This window comes from Escherichia sp. WS1265 (assembly GCF_046487585.1).
GTDB lineage: Bacteria > Pseudomonadota > Gammaproteobacteria > Enterobacterales > Enterobacteriaceae > Escherichia > Escherichia coli.
In genome coordinates this window covers 104170-127856 of record NZ_JBJQJE010000001.1, presented here as the reverse complement: position 1 = coordinate 127856, position 23687 = coordinate 104170, and the positions used below count along the sequence as shown (strand labels likewise).

Here is a 23687-nt window from a genome sequence, read left to right as displayed (position 1 = left end):
AACCAACCGCTGATTTCACGCCGCTTCTGATGCAATAGTGAAAACGGCAATACGCCACGCGCACGTTGCTGACGAAAACAGCCATTTGCAGTATACTCCCGCCCTAATTTCTTTAACTGGTGCGGGCAATTTTTGCTCGCTTCATCAATGTAAGGTATTCCGGTGAATATTCAGGCTCTTCTCTCAGAAAAAGTCCGTCAGGCCATGATTGCGGCAGGCGCGCCTGCGGATTGCGAACCGCAGGTTCGTCAGTCAGCAAAAGTTCAGTTCGGCGACTATCAGGCTAACGGCATGATGGCAGTTGCTAAAAAACTGGGTATGGCACCGCGACAATTAGCAGAGCAGGTGCTGACTCATCTGGATCTTAACGGTATCGCCAGCAAAGTTGAGATCGCGGGTCCTGGCTTTATCAACATTTTTCTTGATCCAGCCTTCCTGGCTGATCATGTTCAGCAGGCGCTGGCGTCCGATCGTCTCGGTGTTGCTACGCCAGAAAAACAGACCATTGTGGTTGACTACTCCGCTCCGAACGTGGCGAAAGAGATGCACGTCGGTCACCTGCGCTCTACCATTATTGGTGACGCGGCAGTGCGTACTCTGGAGTTCCTCGGTCACAAAGTGATTCGCGCGAACCACGTCGGCGACTGGGGTACTCAGTTCGGTATGCTGATTGCGTGGCTGGAAAAGCAGCAGCAAGAAAACGCCGGTGAAATGGAGCTGGCTGACCTTGAAGGTTTCTACCGCGATGCGAAAAAGCATTACGACGAAGATGAAGAGTTTGCCGAGCGTGCACGTAACTACGTAGTCAAACTGCAAAGCGGTGACGAATATTTCCGCGAGATGTGGCGCAAACTGGTCGACATCACCATGACGCAGAACCAGATCACCTACGATCGTCTCAACGTGACGTTGACCCGCGATGACGTCATGGGTGAAAGTCTCTACAACCCAATGCTGCCGGGTATCGTGGCGGACCTGAAAGCCAAAGGTCTGGCAGTAGAAAGTGAAGGCGCGACCGTCGTATTCCTTGATGAGTTCAAAAACAAGGAAGGCGAACCGATGGGCGTGATCATTCAGAAGAAAGATGGTGGCTATCTCTACACCACCACTGATATCGCCTGTGCGAAATATCGTTATGAAACATTGCATGCCGATCGCGTGCTGTATTACATCGACTCCCGTCAGCATCAACACCTGATGCAGGCGTGGGCTATCGTCCGTAAAGCAGGCTATGTACCGGAATCCGTACCGCTGGAACACCACATGTTCGGCATGATGCTGGGCAAAGACGGCAAACCGTTCAAAACCCGTGCTGGCGGTACGGTGAAACTGGCCGATCTGCTGGATGAAGCCCTGGAACGCGCACGCCGTCTGGTGGCAGAGAAAAACCCGGACATGCCAGCTGACGAGCTGGAAAAACTGGCTAACGCGGTTGGTATTGGTGCGGTGAAATATGCAGATCTCTCCAAAAACCGCACTACCGACTACATCTTCGACTGGGACAACATGCTGGCGTTTGAGGGTAATACCGCGCCATACATGCAGTATGCTTACACGCGTGTATTGTCCGTGTTCCGTAAAGCAGAAATTGACGAAGAGCAACTGGCTGCAGCTCCGGTTATCATCCGTGAAGATCGTGAAGCGCAACTGGCAGCTCGCCTGCTGCAGTTTGAAGAAACCCTCACCGTGGTTGCCCGTGAAGGCACGCCGCATGTGATGTGTGCTTACCTGTACGATCTGGCTGGTCTGTTCTCTGGCTTCTACGAGCACTGCCCGATCCTCAGCGCAGAAAACGAAGAAGTGCGTAACAGCCGTCTGAAACTGGCACAACTGACGGCGAAGACGCTGAAACTGGGTCTGGATACGCTGGGTATTGAGACAGTAGAGCGTATGTAATCGCGTTATACGGCAAAAGCCGATGTCATGGCAGACATCGGCTTTTTTATCATTAACGATAATTCACAATCACTTCATTACGTTGTACTTTCAGCGGCGGAATTAACCGCCCACCGCCAGGCACTTCCCAGATAAATCGCAACGGTTCTATCGCCGGTATACCGGAAAAGGCCACGGTGGTTCCACTCTGCCCTTCTAATTCGACACAACGAGATTGTGAACACAAGCGAACCCGCAGTCCTGCAGGTGTCGGGCCGATAAGCTGATAACGCCACGCCACCAGCGTCATCAATCCTGCAGCAGGTTGTCGAGTAGAAAGAGGCGCTGACGACATCGACTCACCACGGTGATTCAGCGTAACGCCCACACTACTCGCCTGCCACATCCCCTCCCCCGCGGCTTGCACCAGCAGCGGAAACAATAATATTGCTAATAAGGTTCTCATCATTTACCGCCAATTGTCGCCGTCATGCGGATATGTCGGTTATCAGATAGTTCCAGATTCGACAGCACCACTAACTGCGGCAGGCTGCGGCGCAGGAAACGAGACAATAATGGTCGCAGCGCGTGGTTCACCAACAATACAGGCGGCGCACCCAACATCTCCTGCCGGGATAGCGCTTCCTGAGTTTGCGCCAGCAAACGATCCGCCAGCCCTGGCTCCAGTCCGCCCCCACCCTGCAACGCCTGTAGTAACAAACGTTCCAGCGGCGTATCAAGGCCAATAACATGGACTTCATCTTTGCCAGGAAACCACTGCTGGGTAATCGCCCGTCCCAACGCCACGCGCACGACGGCGGTTAATTCATGTGGATCGCTCTGGATGGGCGCATGTTCCGCCAGCGTTTCGAGAATGGTGCGCATATCGCGAATCGGTACTTTTTCATCGAGCAGATTTTGCAGCACTTTATGCAGTGTGGTGAGCGTGACGACGCCAGGAACGAGATCTTCCGTCAGCTTTGGCATCTCCTGGGCGACGCGATCCAACAGCTGTTGCGCCTCCTGACGACCAAACAGCTCTGCGGCATGCTGGCTAATGAGGTGGTTAAGATGCGTTGCCACCACCGTGCTGGCCTCAACCACGGTGTACCCCTGAATCTGCGCCTGTTCTTTAAGCGCACTTTCAATCCAGATAGCATTCAGGCCAAATGCCGGATCGACGGTCGCCTCACCAGGTAACGTCCCGGCAGCGGTACCAGGGTTAATCGCCAACCAACGCCCCGGATAAGCATCACCACTGCCTATCTCCACGCCTTTCATCAAAATGCGATAGCGGGCAGGTTGCAGATCCATATTGTCGCGAATGTGCACCACCGGCGGCAGAAACCCCATCTCCTGGGCAAATTTCTTGCGAATACTGCGTATACGGCCCAGCAACTCACCATCCTGCTGGAAATCGACCATCGGGATCAGGCGATAACCCACTTCCATTCCCAGAGAATCTTCCAGTTGTACATCGTTCCACGTCGCTTCGACAACGGCATTATTCTCTGCCATTTTTACCGGTTTTGGTTCGGCAGGCGCTTTTTGTTCACGTCCGCGGATCCACCAGGCCAGCCCCAGCAATCCGGCAGTGAACAGCAAAAATACCAGGTTCGGCATTCCAGGCACCAGGCCGAGTAAACCGAGCACGGCGGCGCTTAACAACATAACGCTTGGGTTACTGAAAAGCTGATTCACCATCTGCTCGCCAACATCCTGATCGGTGCTGACACGCGTAACGATGACCCCCGCGGCGGTAGAAATCACCAACGCCGGAATTTGTGCCACCAGACCGTCGCCAATGGTCAATAGCGTATAACTTTCCGCCGCGTGTCCCATGCTCATGCCATGTTGCAGCACACCGACCAGCAACCCACCGACAACGTTTATGACCATGATAAGGATCCCGGCGATGGCATCGCCGCGAACAAACTTACTAGCCCCGTCCATTGAACCGTAAAAATCGGCTTCCTGAGTCACTTCGGAGCGGCGTTTTTTCGCCTCATCTTCACCAATCAATCCGGCGTTAAGGTCGGCGTCAATCGCCATCTGCTTACCCGGCATACCATCGAGAACAAAGCGCGCGCCCACTTCCGCAATACGCCCGGCACCTTTGGTGATAACCATAAAGTTGATGATCACGAGAATGACGAACACCACGATACCGATAGCGAAATTGCCACCAACGAGGAAGTGACCGAACGCTTCGACCACCTTTCCAGCCGCCGCCGCGCCGGTATGCCCTTCCATCAAAATGATACGGGTTGAAGCCACGTTAAGTGCCAGACGCAACAGCGTGGTAAACAACAGAATGGTCGGAAACGCAGCAAACTCAAGCGTGCGCTGGGTAAACATCGCCACCAGCAACACCATGATCGACAAGGCAATATTGAAGGTAAACAACAGGTCGAGTATGAATGCGGGCAGTGGCAGCACCATCATCGACAAGATCAACAGGATCAAAATCGGTCCGGCAAGGATCTGCCATTGTGTCGATTTCAGGTTTGCGGGCAGGCGCAGCATCGCGGCCAGATTACTCATGGGTCGGTTTCTCGTTAATAAAATCCAGGGCTTCCGGCACCGGAAGATGAGTAGGTTGTACAGGGCGCTGTCCACCAGCCAGACGCCAGCGTTTCAGTTGCCAGACCCAGGCCAGCACTTCCGCCACTGCGGCGTACAGTTGACCCGGGATTTGTTGACCGATCTCCGCATGTCGATACAGCGCTCGCGCCAGCGGCGGCGCTTCAAGCGTCGGGACGTTATTTTCAGCGCCAATTTCACGAATGCGCAGCGCGACCAGCCCTGCACCTTTAGCGACCACTTTCGGTGCGCTCATTTTGTTTTCGTCATACTGCAACGCTACCGAATAGTGGGTCGGGTTATTGACAATGACATCCGCTTTCGGCACATCGGCCATCATCCGACGCCGTGCAGCCGCTCGCTGCATCTGACGTATCCGCCCTTTAACATGGGGGTCGCCTTCGCTTTGTTTGAACTCATCACGAATATCCTGCCGCGACATACGCAGCTTTTTCAGGTGGCTGAAGATTTGGAAAAAGACGTCAAATCCCACCATTGGAATGACACCAAGCACCACCAGCAGTGCGCATAGCCCTACCAGATCCATCGCATTACCCATGGCGGTAATCGGAGACTCTGCCATTAAGCGCATCATCTGCGGCCAGTGATGCCAGAGAAAAAACCCCGTCACGCTGCCAACCAGGATGGTTTTCAAAATTGCTTTAAGTAACTCCGCGCCAGTCTGTGCCGAGAACATCCGTTTAATCCCCGGTAGCGGGTTGAGTTTGGAAAACTTCGGCTGCAAGGATTTGCCGCTAAATACCAGCCCTCCCAGCATGACCGGAGAAATGAGCGCCACCAGCACCACGCCGCTAATCAGCGGCAGCAGCGCCAGCATGGCTTCTCTGATCAGCAGAATAATTTGCCCGAGGATCAGATTCGGGTCATTGATAATACTGTGATCAAAATGCAGCCCAGCGGAGAGCATGCCCGACAATCGACGGGCCAGCGACACACCGCCAAACCAGATAACACTAACGCCCACCAGCAAAATCAGCAGTGAAGTCAGTTCACGGGAACGCGGGATTTGCCCCTCTTCCCGCGCTTTTTCTAGTCGGTGAGGTGTGGGGGCTTCTGTTTTGTCGTCGCTCTCGTCAGACACGTCGCCAATCCTGGAAAGAGTATTAAGCGTAAATGATGCCAGAGCGCAAAGCGTTCAATGGTTTGAGTAAGGGGCAAAACAGGCGGGATTTAGGGCTTTTGCTGCCACACATCAAGCATAGTATGCGTTTGTCGGATGCGGCGTCATCGCCTGATATGACGTGGTCACGCCACATCAGGCAATACAAATCAAAATCCAAGACTATCCAACAAATCGTCCACCTGATCCTGACTGGCTACCACACCGGCTTTGCTGGTATCGACCTGAGGTCCATTAAGCAAACTCTGGTTTTCACGTTTTGGACGCGACTCCTGTTCCGGGATGTTTTCCAACAGCACCATCAACAACTGGCGTTCGATCTCCTGAATGACATCCATCATCCGCTTAATGACCTGTCCGGTGAGATCCTGAAAATCCTGCGCCATCATGATTTCCAGCAGTTGCGCGTTAGTAAAGCTGGTATGCGCGGGGACATCTGCCAGAAATTGCCGCGTATCTGTTACCAGTTCTCGGGCGTCGGCAAGGTCAATCGGATCGGCAAACCAGTCATCCCAACGTTGGGTTAACGCTTTTGCTGATTTCTCCATTTGATCCTGATGCGGTTGTGACGCCTCAACACTGTTCAGCGCCCGCTCAGCAGCCTGGGCGGTCATCTGCACAACATAGTACAAACGATCACGCGCATCGGGGATGGCTTCCGCCGCTTCGGCAATGGCCTGATCCAGCCCCAGCTCCCGCAAACTGTCGCGCAGCATACGCGTCAGGCTGCCGATGCGCGCAATGATATCGCCAGCTGAATGCTCGTCAGCAGGTTTGATTGATGGTTGCATCATAGTCGCATCCTCACATGCCCAGTTTCTCAAAGATTTTGTTGAGTTTTTCCTCCAGCGTCGCGGCGGTAAATGGCTTCACCACATAGCCACTGGCCCCCGCTTGCGCCGCAGCAATGATGTTCTCTTTCTTCGCTTCTGCAGTCACCATTAACACTGGCAATGCCGACATCGCCCCATCCGCACGAATCGTTTTCAGCAACTCCAGGCCATCCATATTGGGCATGTTCCAGTCGGAGATAACAAATCCATAACCGCCTGCCTGCAACTTATTGAGAGCGTCGACGCCATCTTCCGCTTCCTCAACATTATTGAATCCCAGCTCTTTCAGCAGGTTACGCACTATGCGTCGCATGGTGGAAAAGTCATCCACAACCAAAAATTTAAGTTCTTTATCCGCCATTTCACACTCCTGATTTAAATTCGTATCGCCTGTCCGGCACTAATTTTTGCCAGCATTTGCTGGCTTACCTGGCTAAGATCGACCACTTCGCAAACACCACCCATATTGATGGCCTCGCGCGGCATGCCGAACACCACGCAACTTGCTTCGTTTTGCGCAAGGGTCCATGCCCCCGCCTGACGCATCGCCAACATTCCCGCCGCGCCGTCGTTGCCCATACCGGTCAGGATCACCCCAACCGCATTACGCCCCGCCTGTTTGGCGACAGAATGGAACAACACATCTACCGAAGGCCGATGACGGTTAACCGCCGGGCCGTCGTGAATTTTGATTTGATAATTTGCGCCACTACGCGCCAGCTCCATATGCCGATCGCCCGGCGCAATATAGGCATGCCCCGGCAAGACACGTTCTCCGTCTTCGGCTTCTTTAACCCCGATCTGGCAAAGCTTATTAAGTCTGTCGGCAAAAGAGCGGGTGAAACCGGGCGGCATATGCTGGGTAATTAACAGTGCCGGGCTGGAAAGCGGCAACGGTTGCAGTACGTGACGAATTGCCTCAGTTCCACCCGTTGAAGCACCAATCACAATCAGTTTTTCAGAACTCAACAACGGCCCTGCCTTCAGCGTTGTCGGTGCCGACAATGGCTTATGTGCTGCAAGGCTCGCCTTTGCTGCTGTACGCACCTTTTCAGCAATCATTTCGCTATACGCCAGCATTCCTTCGCGAATACCCAGTTGCGGTTTGGTGACAAAATCTATCGCCCCCAGCTCCAGCGCGCGCAGCGTGACTTCTGACCCTTTGCCGGTCAGGGAAGAAACCATCACTACGGGCATTGGACGCAAACGCATTAATTTTTCGAGGAAATCCAGTCCGTCCATCCGCGGCATTTCAACATCCAGCGTCAGCACATCGGGATTGAATTTCTTAATCAAATCACGCGCGACCAGCGGATCAGGGGCGGTCGCCACCATTTCCATGTCGCTATGGCTGTTGATGATTTCTGTCATGATCTGGCGCATCAGTGCCGAATCATCGACAGATAACACCCTGATTTTGCTCATCGTTAATCCTTACTTAGCGCATACACCGTCTGACCACGCAGCGTGAAGCGGCGCTCAAGGTGGCTAAAGTTTTCAGAGTGACCCGCAAACAGCAATCCGTCGGATTTAAGGAGCGGAACAAAGCGGCGCAAAATCTCCTGCTGGGTAGTTTGATCGAAGTAGATCATGACGTTACGACAGAAGATCGCATCAAACGGCCCCGGCAGGGTGTATTGTTTCGCCAGTAAATTCAGCGGGGCAAAATCAACATAGTTCGCCAGCTCCTGACGCACGCGTACCAGCCCTTCATGCGGTCCCGTCCCTCGCATGAAATACCGTTGCAGTTGCTGCGGCGTCAGGTTTTTCAACTCTTCATGGCGATAGATACCGCTTCTGGCTTTTTCCAGCACTTCGGTGTCGATATCACTGGCAAACACTTTCCAGCGTCCGGGCGCGGTGCCCAATGTGTCAGCCAGCGTCATCGCAATGCTGTACGGCTCTTCGCCGGTCGAAGCCGCCGCGCTCCATACGCGATACTCGCCAGAACGGCGACGTGCGTGATCCGCGAGCAGAGGGAAATGATGTGCCTCACGGAAAAATGCCGTCAGATTCGTGGTCAGCGAATTGATAAACGCCTGCCACTCACCGCTGTGCTGGTTAGATTCCAGCAAGTTCAAGTAATGGCCGAAATCCGTCAGTCCCAGCGAACGCAAACGACGAACCAGTCGGTTGTAAACCATGTCGCGTTTATGATCGGCCAGGACGATCCCGGCTCGTTGATAGATCAATTGACTTATCCGCCGAAAATGCGCGTCGGAAAGCGCCAGGCGCTCGGTCATCTGTAACAATAAAGACGTTTGCCCACAGGGCAGAGATGAAGTCATAGCGCCTTCTCAATCACTTCAGGATACCACTGGCGCAATTTGTAATTGCGCCGACTCATGTCGTGCTACTTCATGTTCTTCAAGGGTAAATACCGCCACACGCGACGAAAGATGGTCAGCCTGGTTCGCCAGTTGTTCCGTTGCCGTCGCCGCTTCTTCTACCAGCGAGGCGTTCTGCTGAGTCACCTGATCCATCTGGCTGACAGCCTGTGCAACCTGCTCAATCCCCCGACGTTGTTCTTCCGACGCCGAAGCAATTTCTCCCATAATGTCGTTCACGCGGGTTACCGAACTGACAATATCGGTCATGGTCGCGGCGGCGTTATTCACCAGTTTCGAACCCTGCTGGACACGATTGACTGACTCTTCGATCAGCCCTTTGATCTCTTTTGCTGCCTGGGCGCTACGGCTGGCAAGATTGCGCACTTCACCTGCCACTACCGCAAAACCACGCCCCTGCTCTCCGGCGCGAGCCGCTTCCACTGCCGCATTCAGGGCCAGAATATTGGTCTGGAAAGCAATGCCGTCGATAACGCTGATAATGTCGCCTATTTTTTGCGAGCTGGTGGCGATCTCCTGCATGGTGTGAGTCATTGTACTGACCTGAACACCGCCCGCCTGCGCCGTTGTCGCGGCATTTTTTGCCAGTTCCGACGCCTGGCGCGCGTTATCGGCGTTTTGCCCTACCGTGGCGGTTAATTGCTCCATACTGGCGGCCGTTTGTGCCAGCGATGCCGCCTGCTGTTCGGTACGACTTGAGAGATCGTTATTGCCTGCGACAATCTCCGCGATACCAATGTGCATCTCCTGGCTTCCCTTACGCACATCACTCACCGTCCCACGCAAAGCCTGCTGCATGGTCTTCAGGCTGGCAAAAATGGCGGTGATCTCATTACGACCATATACCGCAATCGGACGCGCCAGATTACCCGCAGCAATGCTGTCAAAATGGCTACCGATAATGGCCAGTGGTTGAACAATCATCTTGCGCGTCCACCACAGCGCACTGCTGATGTAGATCGCCGCAACAATAATCATGCTGATAAACACCAGCGCCGAAATCTGATAGTTACGCTGGCTTTGCGCACTGGCGGCTTCCAGCACATGGTTGATCTCCAGCTGCCAGGCCTCAAAGTTAACGTCAAACGCATTCTGTGATCCCTGCACCGGCGCAGTGAGGAAATCCGAAAGTTGATTACTTTCAAGCCAGGTCGCCTGATGTTCGAGATCGTTGTGCCAGCGGGCAAAACTTTTCTCCGTCTCTTTTTGCAATGCCCTGACGTGCTCGTTGCCCGCAGTCATCGCCATAAAACTTTTAAACAGCGTGGTGGATTGCGTCAGACTGGCGCGCGCCGTCGTCATCAACGTTTTAATGTCATCCGCCGGATAGCTAAGCGCTGTCAGAGTGCCTGCTTTGTTCAGCGCGGTACTGGCCTGTAACATTACCGCCCGAGTTTGCGCTAATGCCGCACGTTGCTGATTGCTCTGCTCGACCTGATTCAGTCGTTGCAAATCGTCGCGAAATGCCCAAAAAGACATGCCGTTACTGCCAATCTGCAAGATCCCGCAGAGAATCAAAATTAAAAACAGCGTGGTCGAAATTCGAATACGATTAAACATCAACGCTCCCCATTAGGCGGCAATGACCGCGTTAGTAAATACTCGTCAAAATGTTTCCCAGTTTGGATCTTGTTCAGCAATTCGCAGTCGTGGCTGTGCCGGTGGTTGCTCACTGGCAGGACGGGATGGTGTTTGCGGTTTATTGGTGAGTGGGCTGGCTGCCAGACGAAACGCGGAAACCGCTTGCGTTAAACGACTGGCCTGTTCTTCCAGCGCAGCTGCGGCGGCAGCTGATTCCTGCACCAGCGATGCGTTCTGTTGCGTGACGCGATCCATTTCCGAAACCGCCAATGCGACTTGATCGATGCCACGGCTCTGTTCATCCGATGCCGATGCAATCTCGCCCATAATGTCAGTCACGCGAGTGACAGCATTGACGATATTGTTCATTGTTTCCCCGGCGCTTTCGACCAGCACCGAACCGGTATCAACGCGCGAGACGGAGTCTTCAATGAGGGCTTTGATCTCTTTTGCCGCCTGGGCGCTGCGACTGGCAAGATTACGCACTTCGCCCGCCACCACGGCAAAACCACGGCCCTGTTCACCCGCACGCGCGGCTTCAACAGCGGCATTCAACGCGAGGATATTAGTCTGGAAGGCAATACCGTCGATAACGCTAATAATGTCGGCAATTTTCTTCGAACTATCGGCGATCTCATGCATCGTTTTCACTACGCCATCCACTACTTTGCCGCCATGCTGGGCGGTATCGGAGGCACTTTGCGCCAGTTGCGAGGCCTGGCGGGCGTTATCGGCGTTTTGCTTCACTGTCGCGGTGAGCTGCTCCATGCTGGCGGCAGTTTCTTCCAGCGCAGATGCCTGCTGTTCAGTACGGGAGGAAAGATCGGTGTTGCCCGCCGCAATTTCACGGGTACCGGCATAGATGGCATCTGAACCTTCGCGCACATGAGTGACGGTGTCAGTCAAAGAGCGTTGCATATGTGAAACGCTCTGCGCCAGGTCGCCCATTTCACTGCGCCCGTCAATGGTCAGGGTATTCGCCAGGTTACCACCGGCAATTTCGCGAATATGCGCAATAATTTTTGCCAGCGGTGTAAGCAACATACGGCGAATGCCGTACCACGCCACCAGCAGAATCAATATCACCACCAGCGCGATAACCGCCAGTTGCCACTGGGCAAATCGGTAATCATCTGCGTTGTCAGTGACGATATCGCGATACAGTTTTTCACTGCTGAGGGCGTACTGAGCAAACGCTTCGCCCATTGCATTTTGCATTCCCTGGGTTGGCTGAGCGAAATAAGCTCCAGTATTGCCATAATCAAGATAATCAATCAGTTCAGTTAACGCTGTGTGATAGTTTTTATATTTTTCATCAATATTTCGACTGGTAGCGACCATTTCAGGTAACGGTGCCATGCTTTTGAATTTTTTATAATGCGTCGCTGCCTGGGCCAATGTTTTCCTGGCGCTATCGAGCAATTCAACTTTGGCGTTACTTTGTTGATTGGAGGAATCCATCATCATCCGCACCGCTGAACGACTCAGGTTAATGCGCGTTTGCAGCATTAAATCCCAGGTTGACGTCAGCTCGCCCTGCTGTTCCCGTAATTGATTGGAAACCACAAAGCTCTTCTGGCTATGGTGAAGGGAAGAAAAAAACAGACTGCCGGAAATAAGCTGTAACAGTGCGAATACCCCCAGCACCATTACCAACAGCGTGACTACGCGGATACGGTTAATCATAAGGCACCTTCCTGAAAACAAGTTGATCTCGTTATCGGCAAGGAAGGGGGAAACTTTATTGCTGATGCCACCCGCCGCGAAACTGAAATAAAAAACCCGATGCGCAGATCATCGGGTTCATTGCAATTGAGGAAATCGGGAGAATTACGCCACTTCTGACGCCGCGCTATCTAACAGCGCCATCTCTTCGCTGTTCAGCAGTTTTTCGATGTTCACCAGAATCAACATCCGGTCGCCCAGTGCGCCCAGTCCAGTGAGATATTCTGTTGAAAGCGTCACGGCAAATTCCGGTGCCGGACGAATTTGCTCCGCCGTCAATGAAAGCACGTCTGAAACGCCGTCAACCACGATGCCGACCACCCGCTGTCCGAGATTCAGGACGATAACTACCGTGTTGTCGTTATAGTCCACATCCACCTGGCTGAACTTAATTCGTAAGTCGACAATCGGCACAATAACGCCGCGCAGATTCGTGACGCCTTTGATAAACGCTGGCGTGTTCGCAATCCGTGTTACCTGATCGTAGCCACGGATCTCCTGCACTTTCAGGATATCAATACCGTACTCTTCATCACCAAGGGTAAATACCAGAAATTCCTGGCCTGACGGCTCGCTGGCCAGCTTTGTTACATTCGTCATACCGGTCATATTGTTACCTTTTTACTCATTCAGGCGGCGGTGTTCGCCATACGTTGTTCGCGGTTTATCGCCTGCAAGGCGGAGACATCAACAATCAGTGCCACGCTGCCGTCGCCAAGAATGGTCGCAGCAGAAATGCCGGGGACTTTGCGATAGTTACTTTCCAGGTTTTTAACCACAACCTGGTGTTGACCAATTAATTGATCCACCAGCAAGGCGTAGCGGCGACCGCCACTTTGTAAGATCACCACAATTCCCTGGGTAGCTTCGGTTTTCGCGCCCGCGACGTTGAACACTTTCCACAGTTCGACGATGGGCAGATATTCACCCCGCACTTCCAGCACCCGCTCGCCGCCGGCCAGTGGATGCAGATCGGCTTCACGGGGTTGCAGTGATTCCATGACAGCATTCAGCGGCAGAATGAAAACTTCATCCGCAACGCGTACGGACATGCCGTCGAGGATGGCCAGCGTCAGCGGCAGTAAAATGCGGATCGTAGTGCCAGTACCCTGCTTCGACTGGATTTCGACATGACCGCCCATCTCCTGGATATTACGTTTAACGACGTCCATGCCGACGCCGCGCCCGGAGACGTCGGTGACCTGCTCCGCCGTGGAGAAGCCAGGGGCAAATATCAGCATCGCGACTTCGTCGTCGCTCATGTTTTCGCTGACGGTCAGACCTTGCGAGGCCGCTTTTGCCAGAATTCGCTCACGGTTTAGCCCCGCACCATCGTCGGTCACTTCAATGCAAATGTTGCCGCCCTGATGTTCGGCAGACAGAATTAAATTTCCGACGCTGTTTTTACCTGCGGCGAGCCGTTTTTCTGGCAGTTCAATACCGTGATCGAGGCTATTGCGTACCAGGTGGGTCAGCGGGTCGATAATGCGTTCTATCAGGCTCTTGTCGAGTTCAGTAGAACTGCCCACCAGCGTCAGTTCTACCTGCTTGCCGAGTTTTCCCGCAAGATCACGCACCAGCCGGGGATAACGGCTAAAGACATATTCCATCGGCATCATGCGAATCGACATCACTGATTCCTGCAAATCACGAGCGTTACGTTGTAACTGCCCCATGCTGGTAATCAAATCACCATGATTAACCGGGTCCAGTTCACTGGAGCGCTGGGCAAGCATGGACTGGGTGATGACCAGCTCGCCGACGAGGTTAATTAATTGATCAACCTTTTCTACCGCTACACGGATGCTGGTGGATTCACTACTGCGCGTCGTTTTTTCCCGCTCCACGCGACCGGTTGGCGCTTGTTCGGCTGCCAGTTTAAGCACTGGTGGGGTGGATATTTTGGGCGAGACTTCTACTGTTTCAAAGGTAATCTGATCGGCTTCAATCACAAAACAGAGTACCGCTGTGATGTCATCTTCGGCGATGTCGCCCGTTAATATTGCCGAGAGAGAATCCGTCCCCTTCACCACGTCAGTTAACGTTGTCAGATGCCCCAGCTCTTCTTCCAGCAGGTCGACTTCCCCGGCCTTCAGGCGCGAAAGGATAATTCGTCGCGGCGACTGACTGCGACTCTGCTCATCTTGCGGTTCACTTTTGGCAACCACACTTAATCGGGTCACTGCGGATGGCGTTTCGTCTTTCGCTTCTAATGCCAGTTGACGCAAGGCCTGGCAGATATAATCGAAGCTGGCAGCATCCGGCTCTTGCGACTGTTTATAAGCGTCGAGCTGTTCTTGCATGATGTCCTTCGTTTCCAAAAACAGATTGATAATGTCGGTGTTGAGTTGCATCTCACCTCGTCTGGCTTCATCGAGCAGGTTTTCCATCAGATGCGTGGTTTCCTGCAAAACGCTGAAGCCAAAGGTTCCTGCCCCTCCTTTGATCGAGTGGGCAGCCCGAAAGATGGCATTCAATTGTTCGGCATCTGGCGCTTCCGGCTGCAAAACCAGCAGATGCTGCTCCATGTCAGCCAACAGTTCGTCCGCTTCATCAAAAAATGTCTGATAAAAATCGCTTATATCCATGCTCACGCTGTCACCTCGGTTCGGCTGATGGCATTGTGGGAACACTGACCTGTGGTGCAACCTCAGGTTTTTCCAGGGCGCTTACTGGCTCATTCTGGCTTTCGGCGTTTTCATGCAAAATGGCCTGTTCGGCTTGTTTGTTCAGTACCAGCAGGCTGATGCGACGGTTGACGGCATCATCAGGTCCGCGATCGCTTAAGCGCATCGTTGCCGCCATGCCGACGACACGTAACACTTTGCCGCCATTCAACCCACCAACCATCAGTTCGCGGCGGGATGCATTGGCACGATCGGCAGAAAGCTCCCAGTTGCTATATCCTTTCTCACCACTGGCGTAGGGAAAATCATCGGTATGACCCGAGAGGCTAATTCGGTTGGGAATACCGTTCAGTACGGGCGCGATGGCGCGCAGAATGTCGCGCATATAGGGTTCCACATCGGCACTGCCGGTTCTAAACATCGGGCGATTCTGGCTATCGATGATCTGAATACGTAGACCTTCCTGGACCAGATCGATTTTGAGATGAGGACGTAACGCCCGCAGTTTCGGATCGGATTCAATCAACTGGTCGAGATCGCCACGCAATTTCCGCAATCGACTTTGCTCCATGCGTTTTTTCAGCTCTTCGATGTTCGGCTGCTTATTCACTTCCCCCTGGCTTTGGGTGTAATCATCACCCCCACCGGGAATTGGGCTTTCACTATTAGAAATGCGATCGCCGCCCGTAACCGCAGTCGCCAGTGGAGTCCGGAAGTACTCCGCAATCTGAATCAGCTCTTTTGGGCTGGAGATGGAGATTAGCCACATCACCAGAAAAAAGGCCATCATCGCGGTCATAAAGTCGGCATAAGCAATCTTCCACGATCCATGTGCTGCTCCGTGGCTTTTGGCTTTGCGTCGTTTGACGACAATAATCGGATGCGATTGATTCTTCATGCTTCCTCGGTTGTCGTCTGTTGTTGCGGATTTTTCACCGCACGCACATGCTCTTCCAGCTCAATAAACGACGGACGTTCGCTGGAATAGAGCGTTTTGCGACCAAACTCAACGGCAATAGGCGGTGCGTAACCGTTCAGATTAGAAAGCAGAGTGACTTTGACGCACTGCATCATTTTGCTGGTTTCGGCGCTTTTCTGACGTAAAACACTCGCTAATGGGGAAATAAATCCGTAAGCCAATAAAATACCGAGGAAAGTCCCCACCATCGCATGTGCGATAAGCGCCCCCAGCTCGGCGGCAGGACGATCGGCTGAACCTAACGCGTGAACGACCCCCATCACAGCCGCGACAATACCAAACGCCGGAAGTGAGTCCCCGACCAGCGCCAGACTGTTCGCCGGGACTTCTGCTTCGCTTTCGTGCGTCTCAATCTCTTCATCCATCAGGGCTTCGATTTCGAAGGTGTTCATGTGACCGCTGATAATCAGACGCAGATAATCGACGATAAAATCAAGCATGACGCTATCCGCAAGGATGCGTGGGTAGCTGGCGAAGATCTCGCTCTCACGAGGATTTTCAATATCACGTTCCAGCGAAAACATCCCCATCTGCCGCGATTTCGCCATCAACCGATAAAGCAGAGCCAGCAGATCCATATACATTGCTTTGGTGTATTTGGAGCGACGAAACAGCAACGGCAGCGCCTTCAGCGTGCCTTTAATCGCTTTGCCATTATTGCCAACGATAAACGACCCAATCCCTGCACCGGCAATAATCACCAGTTCAGCGGGTTGATAGAGTGCTCCAAGGCTTCCACCGGTCATCAAATAACCGCCGAAAACTGTACCGAGAACAACCAGGTAACCTAATAAGATAAGCACGACATCATCCTTCCACTGTTGACCATGACAGGATGTTCAGTCGTCAGGCGTTAACGCGCGATTGGGGCAAAAAAAAGCAGCGGTACGTCGTTACCGCTGCTGGAATGTTGCGCCACACCGTATAAGTTAAACAGCCTGTACTCTCTGTTCATCCAGCAGTTGTGGGATAATATCGGCAGGATTCTGGGAAAGTTTACGTCTTTTTACTGCCCGGGATGGCGGCTGACATAAGCTGCAGGCAAAGCTGCCAACAGGCTGGTGAGCGTGGGTAATAAAATTGCCGCCGCAGCAGTTGCAGCTGGAAAGTTGCAGTAATCCACTTTCAACAAACCGCACCAATGTCCAGGCACGGGTTAATGCCAGCAGCGGTCCTTCTTCTGCTTGCGGGCACTGTTCAAGGTATAAACGGTAGGCTTTGATCACCGCATCGACGCCATTACACAAGCCGGTTTTCAGTAAAAACTGCCATGCGTTACAGAACATCGAAGCATGAACGTTTTGTTCCCAGGTCATAAACCAGTCGGTTGAGAATGGCAGCATGCCTTTCGGCGGTGGGCTTCCGCGCAGTTCTTTATAGAGTTTTATCAGGCGTCCGCGACTTAACTGTGTTTCGCTTTCCAGCATCTGCAAACGAGCGCCAAGGGTGATCAATTCCATTGCCAGTTGAATATCCCGCGCTTCCTGAACAATGCTTTTTTCACTCATGATCAGGCCCTTTTCTTGCGCAGCGCTTCTTCAGGCTGATTAACATCATTCAGCAAGCGTGTTGAGAGCATGATGCCGGTATGAATTTGCTGGAGATCGTCAACGCGGGAATCTTGCGTCAACTGAGTAATCGTCTGGTGGCTGTCAAAACGAAAGTGACAAACCAGTTGATTGGTTTCTGCCAGCTTAACCATTTGCGGAAGAGTCAGTGCCGCTAACGTTGTCGCCATTTCTTCATTTATGCCGAGACGAAACATTGCGGACGCTTTGTCCTGAACAATCAGACGCTGTGCAAGTAGTAAATATGACAAGTTGATGTCATAAATGTGTTTCAGCAACTCGGAGGTATGCATTATTCCCACCCAGAATAACCAACTTTATTTTTATGCGGTCTCACCGCACCCCGTGATGTCGCCGGGAAGCCCCGGTAAAAAATAATTAGCATTAGAATAGTTGCGATAAGCTGCAACAGGCAGAGCCCCTTTTTTGGATTTAATAAGTCCTTGCAAATAGAAGGGGTTCTTTACACTTATCTAAGATTTTTCCTAAATCGACGCAACTTTACTCGTCACTACACTCACATACAACGGAGGGGGGCTGCGATTTTCAATAATGTGTGATACAGATCACACAAAACGCTCAATTACTTAACATAAATGTATAAGTCATACTTTTGTTTTGGGTGTATTTCAATCTGTTAAAAAGTTTTTCGCTACGATAGCAAGCAAAAATGAAACAGGAATAATCGAAATGGGATGTTGCGCACAGTTAAAATAACTCACCGTAAATAATCATCTGCTATAAATAATTGCTTTAATGCAATACCAGATAAGCTATTTTTAAACAGACACTTACCGCACAACAAACTCATTAAATACAAAGAAAGGCAACAATCAACTTAATGTTAATAAAATGTTTTACATATATTAACCACTTGTTTAATATGGAGAATCAGTACATTATTTTCTTATAATTACAGTTGAAATCATATGATCACCGAGAGTGATTGATTAATTGTATTTACTAATAATCACACTAATATTTACCTGTTTGACTGAGTTGGGATTGCGTCGATTCTCCATTAGGAGTAAAGCTTTAATGTCACCTGAAGTTCACAGAATAAGGAACAGGTTATGAGCTATAGCAATATTCTTGTCGCCGTTGCGGTTACACCGGAAAGTCAGCAACTGCTGGCAAAAGCGGTATCTATCGCCAGGCCAGTAAAGGGACACATCAGTTTAATTACTCTCGCTTCCGACCCGGAAATGTACAATCAATTAGCCGCGCCGATGCTTGAAGATTTACGCAGCGTGATGCAGGAAGAAACACAAAGCTTTCTTGATAAGTTAATTCAGGATGCGGGGTATCCCGTTGACGAGACGTTTATTGCCTACGGTGAGTTAAGCGAACATATTCTGGAGGTTTGTCGCAAACATCATTTCGATTTGGTGATTTGCGGTAATCACAATCACAGTTTCTTTTCGCGAGCATCCTGCTCGGCGAAAAGAGTGATTGCCTCATGTGAGGTCGATGTGCTGTTAGTTCCACTTACGGGAGATTAACCGCTCCTACGCAAGCTTTGGAAAGGTAGCAACTTTATCGCGCTGCTGGCTTTCCGCGCTTCGCGGAACTATCTGCTTTAGGTCGCTAATGAAGCACTCCTGCCAGTGGTTAATATCGTTTTTCACGATAACGTCCAGCATCTCTGCATGACGGGAAATACGTTCCGCCAGCGACATAGTCAATGCACGATCCAGCGCAGCTGCAACTTCGTCACGATCGTAGGGGTTAACAATTAACGCCGACGTTAACTCGTTTGCCGCTCCCGCAAATTGCGAAAGAACAAGAACGCCCGGGTTGGCTGGGTCCTGAGCGGCAACATACTCTTTTGCTACCAGGTTCATCCCGTCACGCAGTGGCGTCACTAAGCCCACGTCAGAGTAGCGGAATATTTTCATCAGTAATTTACGGTCAAAATGCTGATTCAAATAATAAAGCGGCGTCCAGCCTAATTGCCCGTATTTACCATTAATTCGTCCAGCTTCATTTTCGAGCTGATGACGAATATCCTGATAGGCTTGCACATCACCACGCGACGTTGGTGCAATCTGGGTATAACGAATTTTACCATGATGCTGCGGATATTTTTCCAGCAACGCTTCATAGGCGAGAAAACGCTCCGGCAAACCTTTGGAATAATCCAGCCGTTCGACAGAAAAGATATTTTGTACGTTTTTCAGTTCCGCTTTAAGTTGCGCCAGTTTTGGCGGCAGTGGTCCGGCAGCCTGTTTCGCTATTTCTTTCGGTTCAATGCCGATCGGGTAAACTTCCGTTCGAAACGCTTTGCCCCACGCCGTATGGCTTTTTGCGCTACGCGTCGTGACGCGGGTCAGGTTAGAAAGGCAATCCAGGAACGCCAGACGATCGTTCTCCGTCTGGAAACCCAGCAAATCATAATCACAAAGCTGTTCAAGCAAGGTATCATATGTCGGCAGCGCGTTGAAGATTTCCGGTGTCGGGAAAGGAATATGCAAAAAGAAACCAATGCGATTATTCACCCCACGTTTGCGTAATTCATGCGCAAAGGGCAACAGGTGATAATCGTGGATCCAGATAATGTCATCGTCTTGCAACAGCGGCAGTAATTTATCTGCCAGCAACGCATTTACGCGTAGATAGCCGTCCCAGGCAGGACGCTGAAATTGCACCAGATCGAGCCGATAATGAAAAGCGGGCCAGAGAACGGCATTGGAGAATTGGTTGTAGTATTCGTCAAGGTCCTGTTCGCTGAGGTTAAAAGAGGCCCACGTAATGTTACCCTTTTTCACCTTTTTTAGCGGCTGATCCTCATTCCCTGTTTCGCCACTCCAGCCAAACCACAGTCCACCTGCGGCTTTCAGTGCCCCCAGAATGCCAACGGCAAGGCCACCGGCACTGGCGGCGTGCTCATCTGGTGGTGCAATCCGGTTAGATACTACGACTAAACGACTCATAGTCATCACTCCTGTTATTTTCTCTTTTTTGTTGTAATGCGGTGGTTATCATTTCAAGCCAGCTCCAGACATCCGGTACGCCCGCCAGTCGCCATGATGCCTGAGTTGCGCCTGTGCCAATTTTTACTGACATTCCGCCCAGCCGGTTAACGACTGCGAAGCCAGATTCATCGGTTAAATCATCGCCCAGAAATACCGGCGTTCGCCCGATAAAGGGAGCTTCCTGCATAAAGGCAGCAATCGCCTCACCTTTACTGGTACCTCTCGGTTTGATCTCGACAACACACTTTCCCTGCTGTAACGCCATTTGTGGCCAGATCTGAGTAATACGTTGCGCTAATGTCACTAATGCGTCTTCATGCTGCGAAGCCTGACGATAATGCAGAGCAAAAGCCATCCCTTTCGTCTCCAGCTCCGCACCGGGATACTGGGCGATGACCGTATGCAGTTGCACGCTAATATCACGCGCAATCGCATCCGGCAGATGAACGATATGCGTTTTACCATTGATGTCACGGCGCTCCGCCCCATGCACGCCCGCTAATGGGAAGCGATAAGGTTTTGCCAGTGCATCAAGCTCCACCATTGAGCGCCCTGATATCAATGCCAATGCACCATCACTTGCGGTTGCCAGTAGCTGAAGTCCTTGCAGAATATTGTCAGGCACGACGACCTGATCGGGATGCGGTTTGATTTCCGCCAGCGTTCCATCGAGATCAAAAAACCAGGCATATTTCGCGGATAGTTCAGGGGTTTCGGTTAACGGTTCTGTCACCCGGTTCTCCTCCTTCTCTTTTCTTATTGTGTTGCGCAGAACGCGCTTTACAGACATGTAAGTATAGACAGTGTGACGGGGGTCGCCATTTGTAACGAAGAACAGCCAACCGTTGTGGCGGCTGGCTGTGGTGGGAAAAAACGCTAAATTGTTGTGGAAAAAAGCATCAAACAGTGCGTTTCGCTTTTTGCTTGTAACGGTCGAAGATCACCGCTGCCAGCAGGATTAAGCCGCGAACCACGTACTGGGCGAAAGGAGAAATATTAAGCAGGTTCATGGCGTTTTCCACGGTGCCTAAAATTAAGATACCCGCCACCACATATGAGATTTTTCCGATGCCGCCTTTCAGAGAAACGCCACCTAAAACGCAGGCGGAGATAACAATCAGCTCATAACCAATCGACGTCATTGGCTGCCCACTGGTCATACGTGAAGCCAGAATAATTCCGGCTATCGCTGATACCAGACCAGAGAGAACAAAGATAATAATTTTGGTGCGAACAACCGGTACACCCGCCAGACGCGCAGCCTCTTCGTTCCCACCAATCGCCAGGGTGTTACGCCCAAAGGTGGTTTTATTCAGCAGCAAACCAAAGACAATCAGACACGCGACGGTAAGCCAGATTGGCGCAGGCAGACCGAACCAGTTGGCGTAACCAAGGGCAAAGAAGCTTTCATCTTCGATACCGACCGCTTTACCGTCTGAAATGATGTACGCCAGACCTCGAACAATCTGCATCGTTGCCAGTGTCGTGATCAGGGCATTTATTTTCAGTTTGGCGATAACAAAGCCATTGACCAGGCCACAGAGAACGCCCAGCAACAAACCCGCTGCCACGCCAATCCACAGGCTTTCAGTCAGGTTGATAACCACCGCCGTGGTGACACCCGCACAGGCAATTACGGAGGCGACAGAAAGGTCAAAGTCACCGGAAGCAAGGCAGAACAACATGCCACAAGCCACCATCCCCGACATGGAAATTGCCAGGCCCAACCCTTTCATATTAATGAAGGTGGCAAAGTTCGGGACAAAAATGGCACAGGCGATAAAAAGGACCGCAAACACCACCAGCATGCCGTACTGATCCCAGATACGCCCGAAGCTGAATGACGACTTAGGTGCGCCAGAACCCGATGTAGAAACAGAAGACATCATACTCTCCTTACTCAGGCAACTGCCTGGCTGACTTTAGGCATCGCAAGGCTCAGTGCCTGACGCTCATCTGCCTGCTCGTGTAACAATTCACCGGCGATTTCACCTTCGCGCATCACCACAATCCGGTCGGCAACGCCGAGGACTTCAGGTAAGTCGCTGGAGGCAAATAGCACCGCCACACCCTGCGCCGCCAGCGCATAAATTACGTTATATATTTCGTGCTTAGCGCCAACATCAATGCCGCGCGTAGGTTCATCCAGCAAAATGACCTTCATCTCTTCCGATAACCAGCGGCCCAGAATGGCTTTTTGCTGATTTCCGCCTGAGAGATTCATGATCAGTTGCTCAGCGCCCGGCGTTTTGATGTTAAGCGAACGAATGTGGTGATCGGCATTGTTTTCTTCCCAACCGTTGTTGATTACACAACCGCCGAGCACATGTTTACGTCTGGCACTGATGTTGATATTGTCGCGAACGGAGTGCACAGGAATAATGCCTTCGGCTTTGCGATCTTCCGGGCAGAGCATCATGCCTGCGGCAATGGCGTGGCTCGGTTTACGAATATCGATCGGCTGTTGGTCGATATAAACCTGACCGGCGGTAATTTGCGTCCCGCCAAACATGCCTTTCATTAATTCGCTACGCCCTGCCCCGACCAGACCAAACAGACCGACAATTTCTCCACTGCGAACCGCCAGACTTATTGGCGTACGCACGCCTGGTGCTTTCACAGCATCAAGACGCAGGCGCTCCTCGCCATAACTACGCGGTTGCCAGCCGTAGATATCGCCGATGTCGCGCCCGACCATCGCCTGCACCAGGGCGTCGTGGTCAACCTGCTGCATATCAGTAAAGGTTTTGACATAACGCCCATCTTTAAAGACGGTGATGGCATCGCTGAGGGCAAATATTTCTTCCATACGGTGAGAAACGTATAAGATCACCCGCCCCTCTTTTCGCAGTTCACGAATAACGCGGAAAAGATTGTCGATTTCACGGGCAGAGAGGGAGCTGGTTGGCTCATCAAATGCGATAATTTTGGCATTACGCGCCAGGGCTTTGGCAATTTCAACCATCTGCCACTGACCAATGGAGAGATATTTCAGCGGCGTGTCCGGGTCAATATCCATACCAAGATGTTTAAGTTGTAAACCCGCCTCATAATTCAGCAATGAGCGATTCACAATGCCGCCTTTATGCGGCAGCTGGCCGAGATAGATGTTTTCCGCGACGGTCATTTCCGGCACGAGATGCAGTTCCTGGTAAATAATCGCCACACCCGCGTTAAGTGCTGCGGTCGTGTCGGAAAAGGACATTTCCTGCCCATTAATCACTACAGAACCCGTGGTTGGCGCATAGTTGCCGCTGAGGATTTTTAAGAGAGTTGATTTTCCTGCGCCATTTTCACCCATCAACGCATGAACCTGACCGGCATAGCAATCAAAACTAATATCCGTCAGCGCCTTAACGCCGGGAAACGTTTTACCGATGCCGCGAAATGAGAGATACGGGGTAGACTGTTGCATAACGTCTCCGTGAATCACTGGTCGTTCACACCCCCTC

General features: G+C 51.8%; 21 protein-coding genes. 2 read left to right on the top strand and 19 right to left on the bottom strand.

The genetic code is table 11. From position 1 onward, the window contains the following. Positions 1–162: 162 nt before the first annotated feature. A complete protein-coding gene (gene argS, locus ACJHX3_RS00620; RefSeq protein WP_001025308.1) occupies positions 163–1896 on the top strand; it encodes an arginine--tRNA ligase in 1734 nt (577 codons plus the stop codon). A 52-nt stretch (positions 1897–1948) separates the two neighbouring features. Here the strand turns inward: argS and flhe are convergent, their stop codons facing one another. The 15 genes from flhe to flhD form a co-directional block, all read right to left on the bottom strand. Continuing rightward, on the bottom strand, positions 1949–2341 hold the full coding sequence (gene flhe / locus ACJHX3_RS00615) for a flagellar protein FlhE (RefSeq protein WP_001259590.1): 393 nt from the start codon (positions 2339–2341) through the stop codon (positions 1949–1951). Beyond that, positions 2341–4419, bottom strand: a complete 2079-nt coding sequence (gene flhA / locus ACJHX3_RS00610; protein ID WP_000066967.1) for a flagellar biosynthesis protein FlhA — start codon at positions 4417–4419, stop codon at positions 2341–2343. The genes flhe and flhA overlap by 1 nt, the downstream gene beginning before the upstream one ends. After that, positions 4412–5560, bottom strand: coding sequence for a flagellar biosynthesis protein FlhB (gene flhB, locus ACJHX3_RS00605; RefSeq protein ID WP_001278954.1), 1149 nt, complete (start codon positions 5558–5560; stop codon positions 4412–4414). The genes flhA and flhB overlap by 8 nt, the downstream gene beginning before the upstream one ends. Positions 5561–5748: 188 nt before the next feature. After that, positions 5749–6393, bottom strand: coding sequence for a protein phosphatase CheZ (gene cheZ, locus ACJHX3_RS00600; protein WP_000983609.1), 645 nt, complete (start codon positions 6391–6393; stop codon positions 5749–5751). 10 nt (positions 6394–6403) lie between these two features. After that, positions 6404–6793 (bottom strand): chemotaxis response regulator CheY, encoded by a 390-nt coding sequence (cheY, locus tag ACJHX3_RS00595; protein ID WP_000763867.1) that lies wholly within the window; start codon positions 6791–6793, stop codon positions 6404–6406. A gap of 14 nt (positions 6794–6807) precedes the next feature. Then, the gene (gene cheB / locus ACJHX3_RS00590; protein ID WP_000036384.1) at positions 6808–7857 is read right to left on the bottom strand and encodes a protein-glutamate methylesterase/protein glutamine deamidase; all 1050 of its coding nucleotides are present in this window, start codon (positions 7855–7857) and stop codon (positions 6808–6810) included. Positions 7858–7859: 2 nt separating this feature from the next. Further along, positions 7860–8720, bottom strand: coding sequence for a protein-glutamate O-methyltransferase CheR (gene cheR / locus ACJHX3_RS00585; RefSeq protein ID WP_000204333.1), 861 nt, complete (start codon positions 8718–8720; stop codon positions 7860–7862). 18 nt (positions 8721–8738) lie between these two features. Beyond that, positions 8739–10340: a methyl-accepting chemotaxis protein IV gene (gene tap, locus ACJHX3_RS00580; protein WP_000483224.1), complete on the bottom strand. Its 1602-nt coding sequence runs from the start codon at positions 10338–10340 to the stop codon at positions 8739–8741. A 45-nt stretch (positions 10341–10385) separates the two neighbouring features. Beyond that, positions 10386–12047, bottom strand: coding sequence for a methyl-accepting chemotaxis protein II (tar, locus tag ACJHX3_RS00575; RefSeq protein WP_001469466.1), 1662 nt, complete (start codon positions 12045–12047; stop codon positions 10386–10388). A gap of 144 nt (positions 12048–12191) precedes the next feature. Then, positions 12192–12695 (bottom strand): chemotaxis protein CheW, encoded by a 504-nt coding sequence (gene cheW / locus ACJHX3_RS00570; RefSeq protein ID WP_000147302.1) that lies wholly within the window; start codon positions 12693–12695, stop codon positions 12192–12194. A 20-nt stretch (positions 12696–12715) separates the two neighbouring features. Further along, positions 12716–14680 (bottom strand): chemotaxis protein CheA, encoded by a 1965-nt coding sequence (gene cheA, locus ACJHX3_RS00565; RefSeq protein WP_135113154.1) that lies wholly within the window; start codon positions 14678–14680, stop codon positions 12716–12718. 4 nt (positions 14681–14684) lie between these two features. Continuing rightward, positions 14685–15611, bottom strand: a complete 927-nt coding sequence (gene motB / locus ACJHX3_RS00560; RefSeq protein WP_116834552.1) for a flagellar motor protein MotB — start codon at positions 15609–15611, stop codon at positions 14685–14687. Continuing rightward, on the bottom strand, positions 15608–16495 hold the full coding sequence (motA, locus tag ACJHX3_RS00555) for a flagellar motor stator protein MotA (RefSeq protein ID WP_000906336.1): 888 nt from the start codon (positions 16493–16495) through the stop codon (positions 15608–15610). The genes motB and motA overlap by 4 nt, the downstream gene beginning before the upstream one ends. Positions 16496–16621: 126 nt before the next feature. Next, on the bottom strand, positions 16622–17200 hold the full coding sequence (gene flhC, locus ACJHX3_RS00550) for a flagellar transcriptional regulator FlhC (protein WP_001291603.1): 579 nt from the start codon (positions 17198–17200) through the stop codon (positions 16622–16624). Positions 17201–17202: 2 nt separating this feature from the next. Further along, positions 17203–17553, bottom strand: coding sequence for a flagellar transcriptional regulator FlhD (gene flhD, locus ACJHX3_RS00545; protein WP_001295647.1), 351 nt, complete (start codon positions 17551–17553; stop codon positions 17203–17205). Positions 17554–18333: 780 nt separating this feature from the next. Here flhD and uspC point away from each other — a divergent pair. After that, positions 18334–18762, top strand: coding sequence for a universal stress protein UspC (gene uspC / locus ACJHX3_RS00540; RefSeq protein ID WP_000122420.1), 429 nt, complete (start codon positions 18334–18336; stop codon positions 18760–18762). 6 nt (positions 18763–18768) lie between these two features. On the opposite strand, the gene otsA is transcribed toward uspC, so the two are convergent. From otsA to araG, 4 genes are all read right to left on the bottom strand, one after another. Next, positions 18769–20193 carry an alpha,alpha-trehalose-phosphate synthase gene (gene otsA, locus ACJHX3_RS00535; RefSeq protein WP_001295646.1) on the bottom strand — a complete coding sequence of 475 codons (1425 nt, stop codon included), beginning with the start codon at positions 20191–20193 and terminating at the stop codon, positions 18769–18771. Further along, positions 20168–20968, bottom strand: a complete 801-nt coding sequence (gene otsB, locus ACJHX3_RS00530) for a trehalose-phosphatase (RefSeq protein ID WP_001469461.1) — start codon at positions 20966–20968, stop codon at positions 20168–20170. Before otsB ends, otsA begins: the two co-directional genes overlap by 26 nt. Positions 20969–21134: 166 nt before the next feature. Continuing rightward, positions 21135–22121 carry an arabinose ABC transporter permease AraH gene (gene araH / locus ACJHX3_RS00525; RefSeq protein ID WP_001306740.1) on the bottom strand — a complete coding sequence of 329 codons (987 nt, stop codon included), beginning with the start codon at positions 22119–22121 and terminating at the stop codon, positions 21135–21137. 14 nt (positions 22122–22135) lie between these two features. Beyond that, positions 22136–23650 (bottom strand): arabinose ABC transporter ATP-binding protein AraG, encoded by a 1515-nt coding sequence (araG, locus tag ACJHX3_RS00520; protein ID WP_001187819.1) that lies wholly within the window; start codon positions 23648–23650, stop codon positions 22136–22138. Positions 23651–23687: the final 37 nt, after the last annotated feature.

Excerpts from the sequence above, each read along its gene's own strand:
- flhe (WP_001259590.1), bottom strand. The coding sequence starts at position 2,341 with ATGAGAACCTTATTAGCAATATTATTGTTTCCGCTGCTGGTGCAAGCC.
- flhA (WP_000066967.1), bottom strand. The coding sequence starts at position 4,419 with ATGAGTAATCTGGCCGCGATGCTGCGCCTGCCCGCAAACCTGAAATCG.
- cheZ (WP_000983609.1), bottom strand. The coding sequence starts at position 6,393 with ATGATGCAACCATCAATCAAACCTGCTGACGAGCATTCAGCTGGCGAT.
- cheY (WP_000763867.1), bottom strand. The coding sequence starts at position 6,793 with ATGGCGGATAAAGAACTTAAATTTTTGGTTGTGGATGACTTTTCCACC.
- cheB (WP_000036384.1), bottom strand. The coding sequence starts at position 7,857 with ATGAGCAAAATCAGGGTGTTATCTGTCGATGATTCGGCACTGATGCGC.
- cheR (WP_000204333.1), bottom strand. The coding sequence starts at position 8,720 with ATGACTTCATCTCTGCCCTGTGGGCAAACGTCTTTATTGTTACAGATG.
- tap (WP_000483224.1), bottom strand. The coding sequence starts at position 10,340 with ATGTTTAATCGTATTCGAATTTCGACCACGCTGTTTTTAATTTTGATT.
- tar (WP_001469466.1), bottom strand. The coding sequence starts at position 12,047 with ATGATTAACCGTATCCGCGTAGTCACGCTGTTGGTAATGGTGCTGGGG.
- cheW (WP_000147302.1), bottom strand. The coding sequence starts at position 12,695 with ATGACCGGTATGACGAATGTAACAAAGCTGGCCAGCGAGCCGTCAGGC.
- motB (WP_116834552.1), bottom strand. The coding sequence starts at position 15,611 with ATGAAGAATCAATCGCATCCGATTATTGTCGTCAAACGACGCAAAGCC.
- flhC (WP_001291603.1), bottom strand. The coding sequence starts at position 17,200 with ATGAGTGAAAAAAGCATTGTTCAGGAAGCGCGGGATATTCAACTGGCA.
- flhD (WP_001295647.1), bottom strand. The coding sequence starts at position 17,553 with ATGCATACCTCCGAGTTGCTGAAACACATTTATGACATCAACTTGTCA.
- uspC (WP_000122420.1), top strand. The coding sequence starts at position 18,334 with ATGAGCTATAGCAATATTCTTGTCGCCGTTGCGGTTACACCGGAAAGT.
- otsA (WP_001295646.1), bottom strand. The coding sequence starts at position 20,193 with ATGAGTCGTTTAGTCGTAGTATCTAACCGGATTGCACCACCAGATGAG.
- araH (WP_001306740.1), bottom strand. The coding sequence starts at position 22,121 with ATGTCTTCTGTTTCTACATCGGGTTCTGGCGCACCTAAGTCGTCATTC.
- araG (WP_001187819.1), bottom strand. The coding sequence starts at position 23,650 with ATGCAACAGTCTACCCCGTATCTCTCATTTCGCGGCATCGGTAAAACG.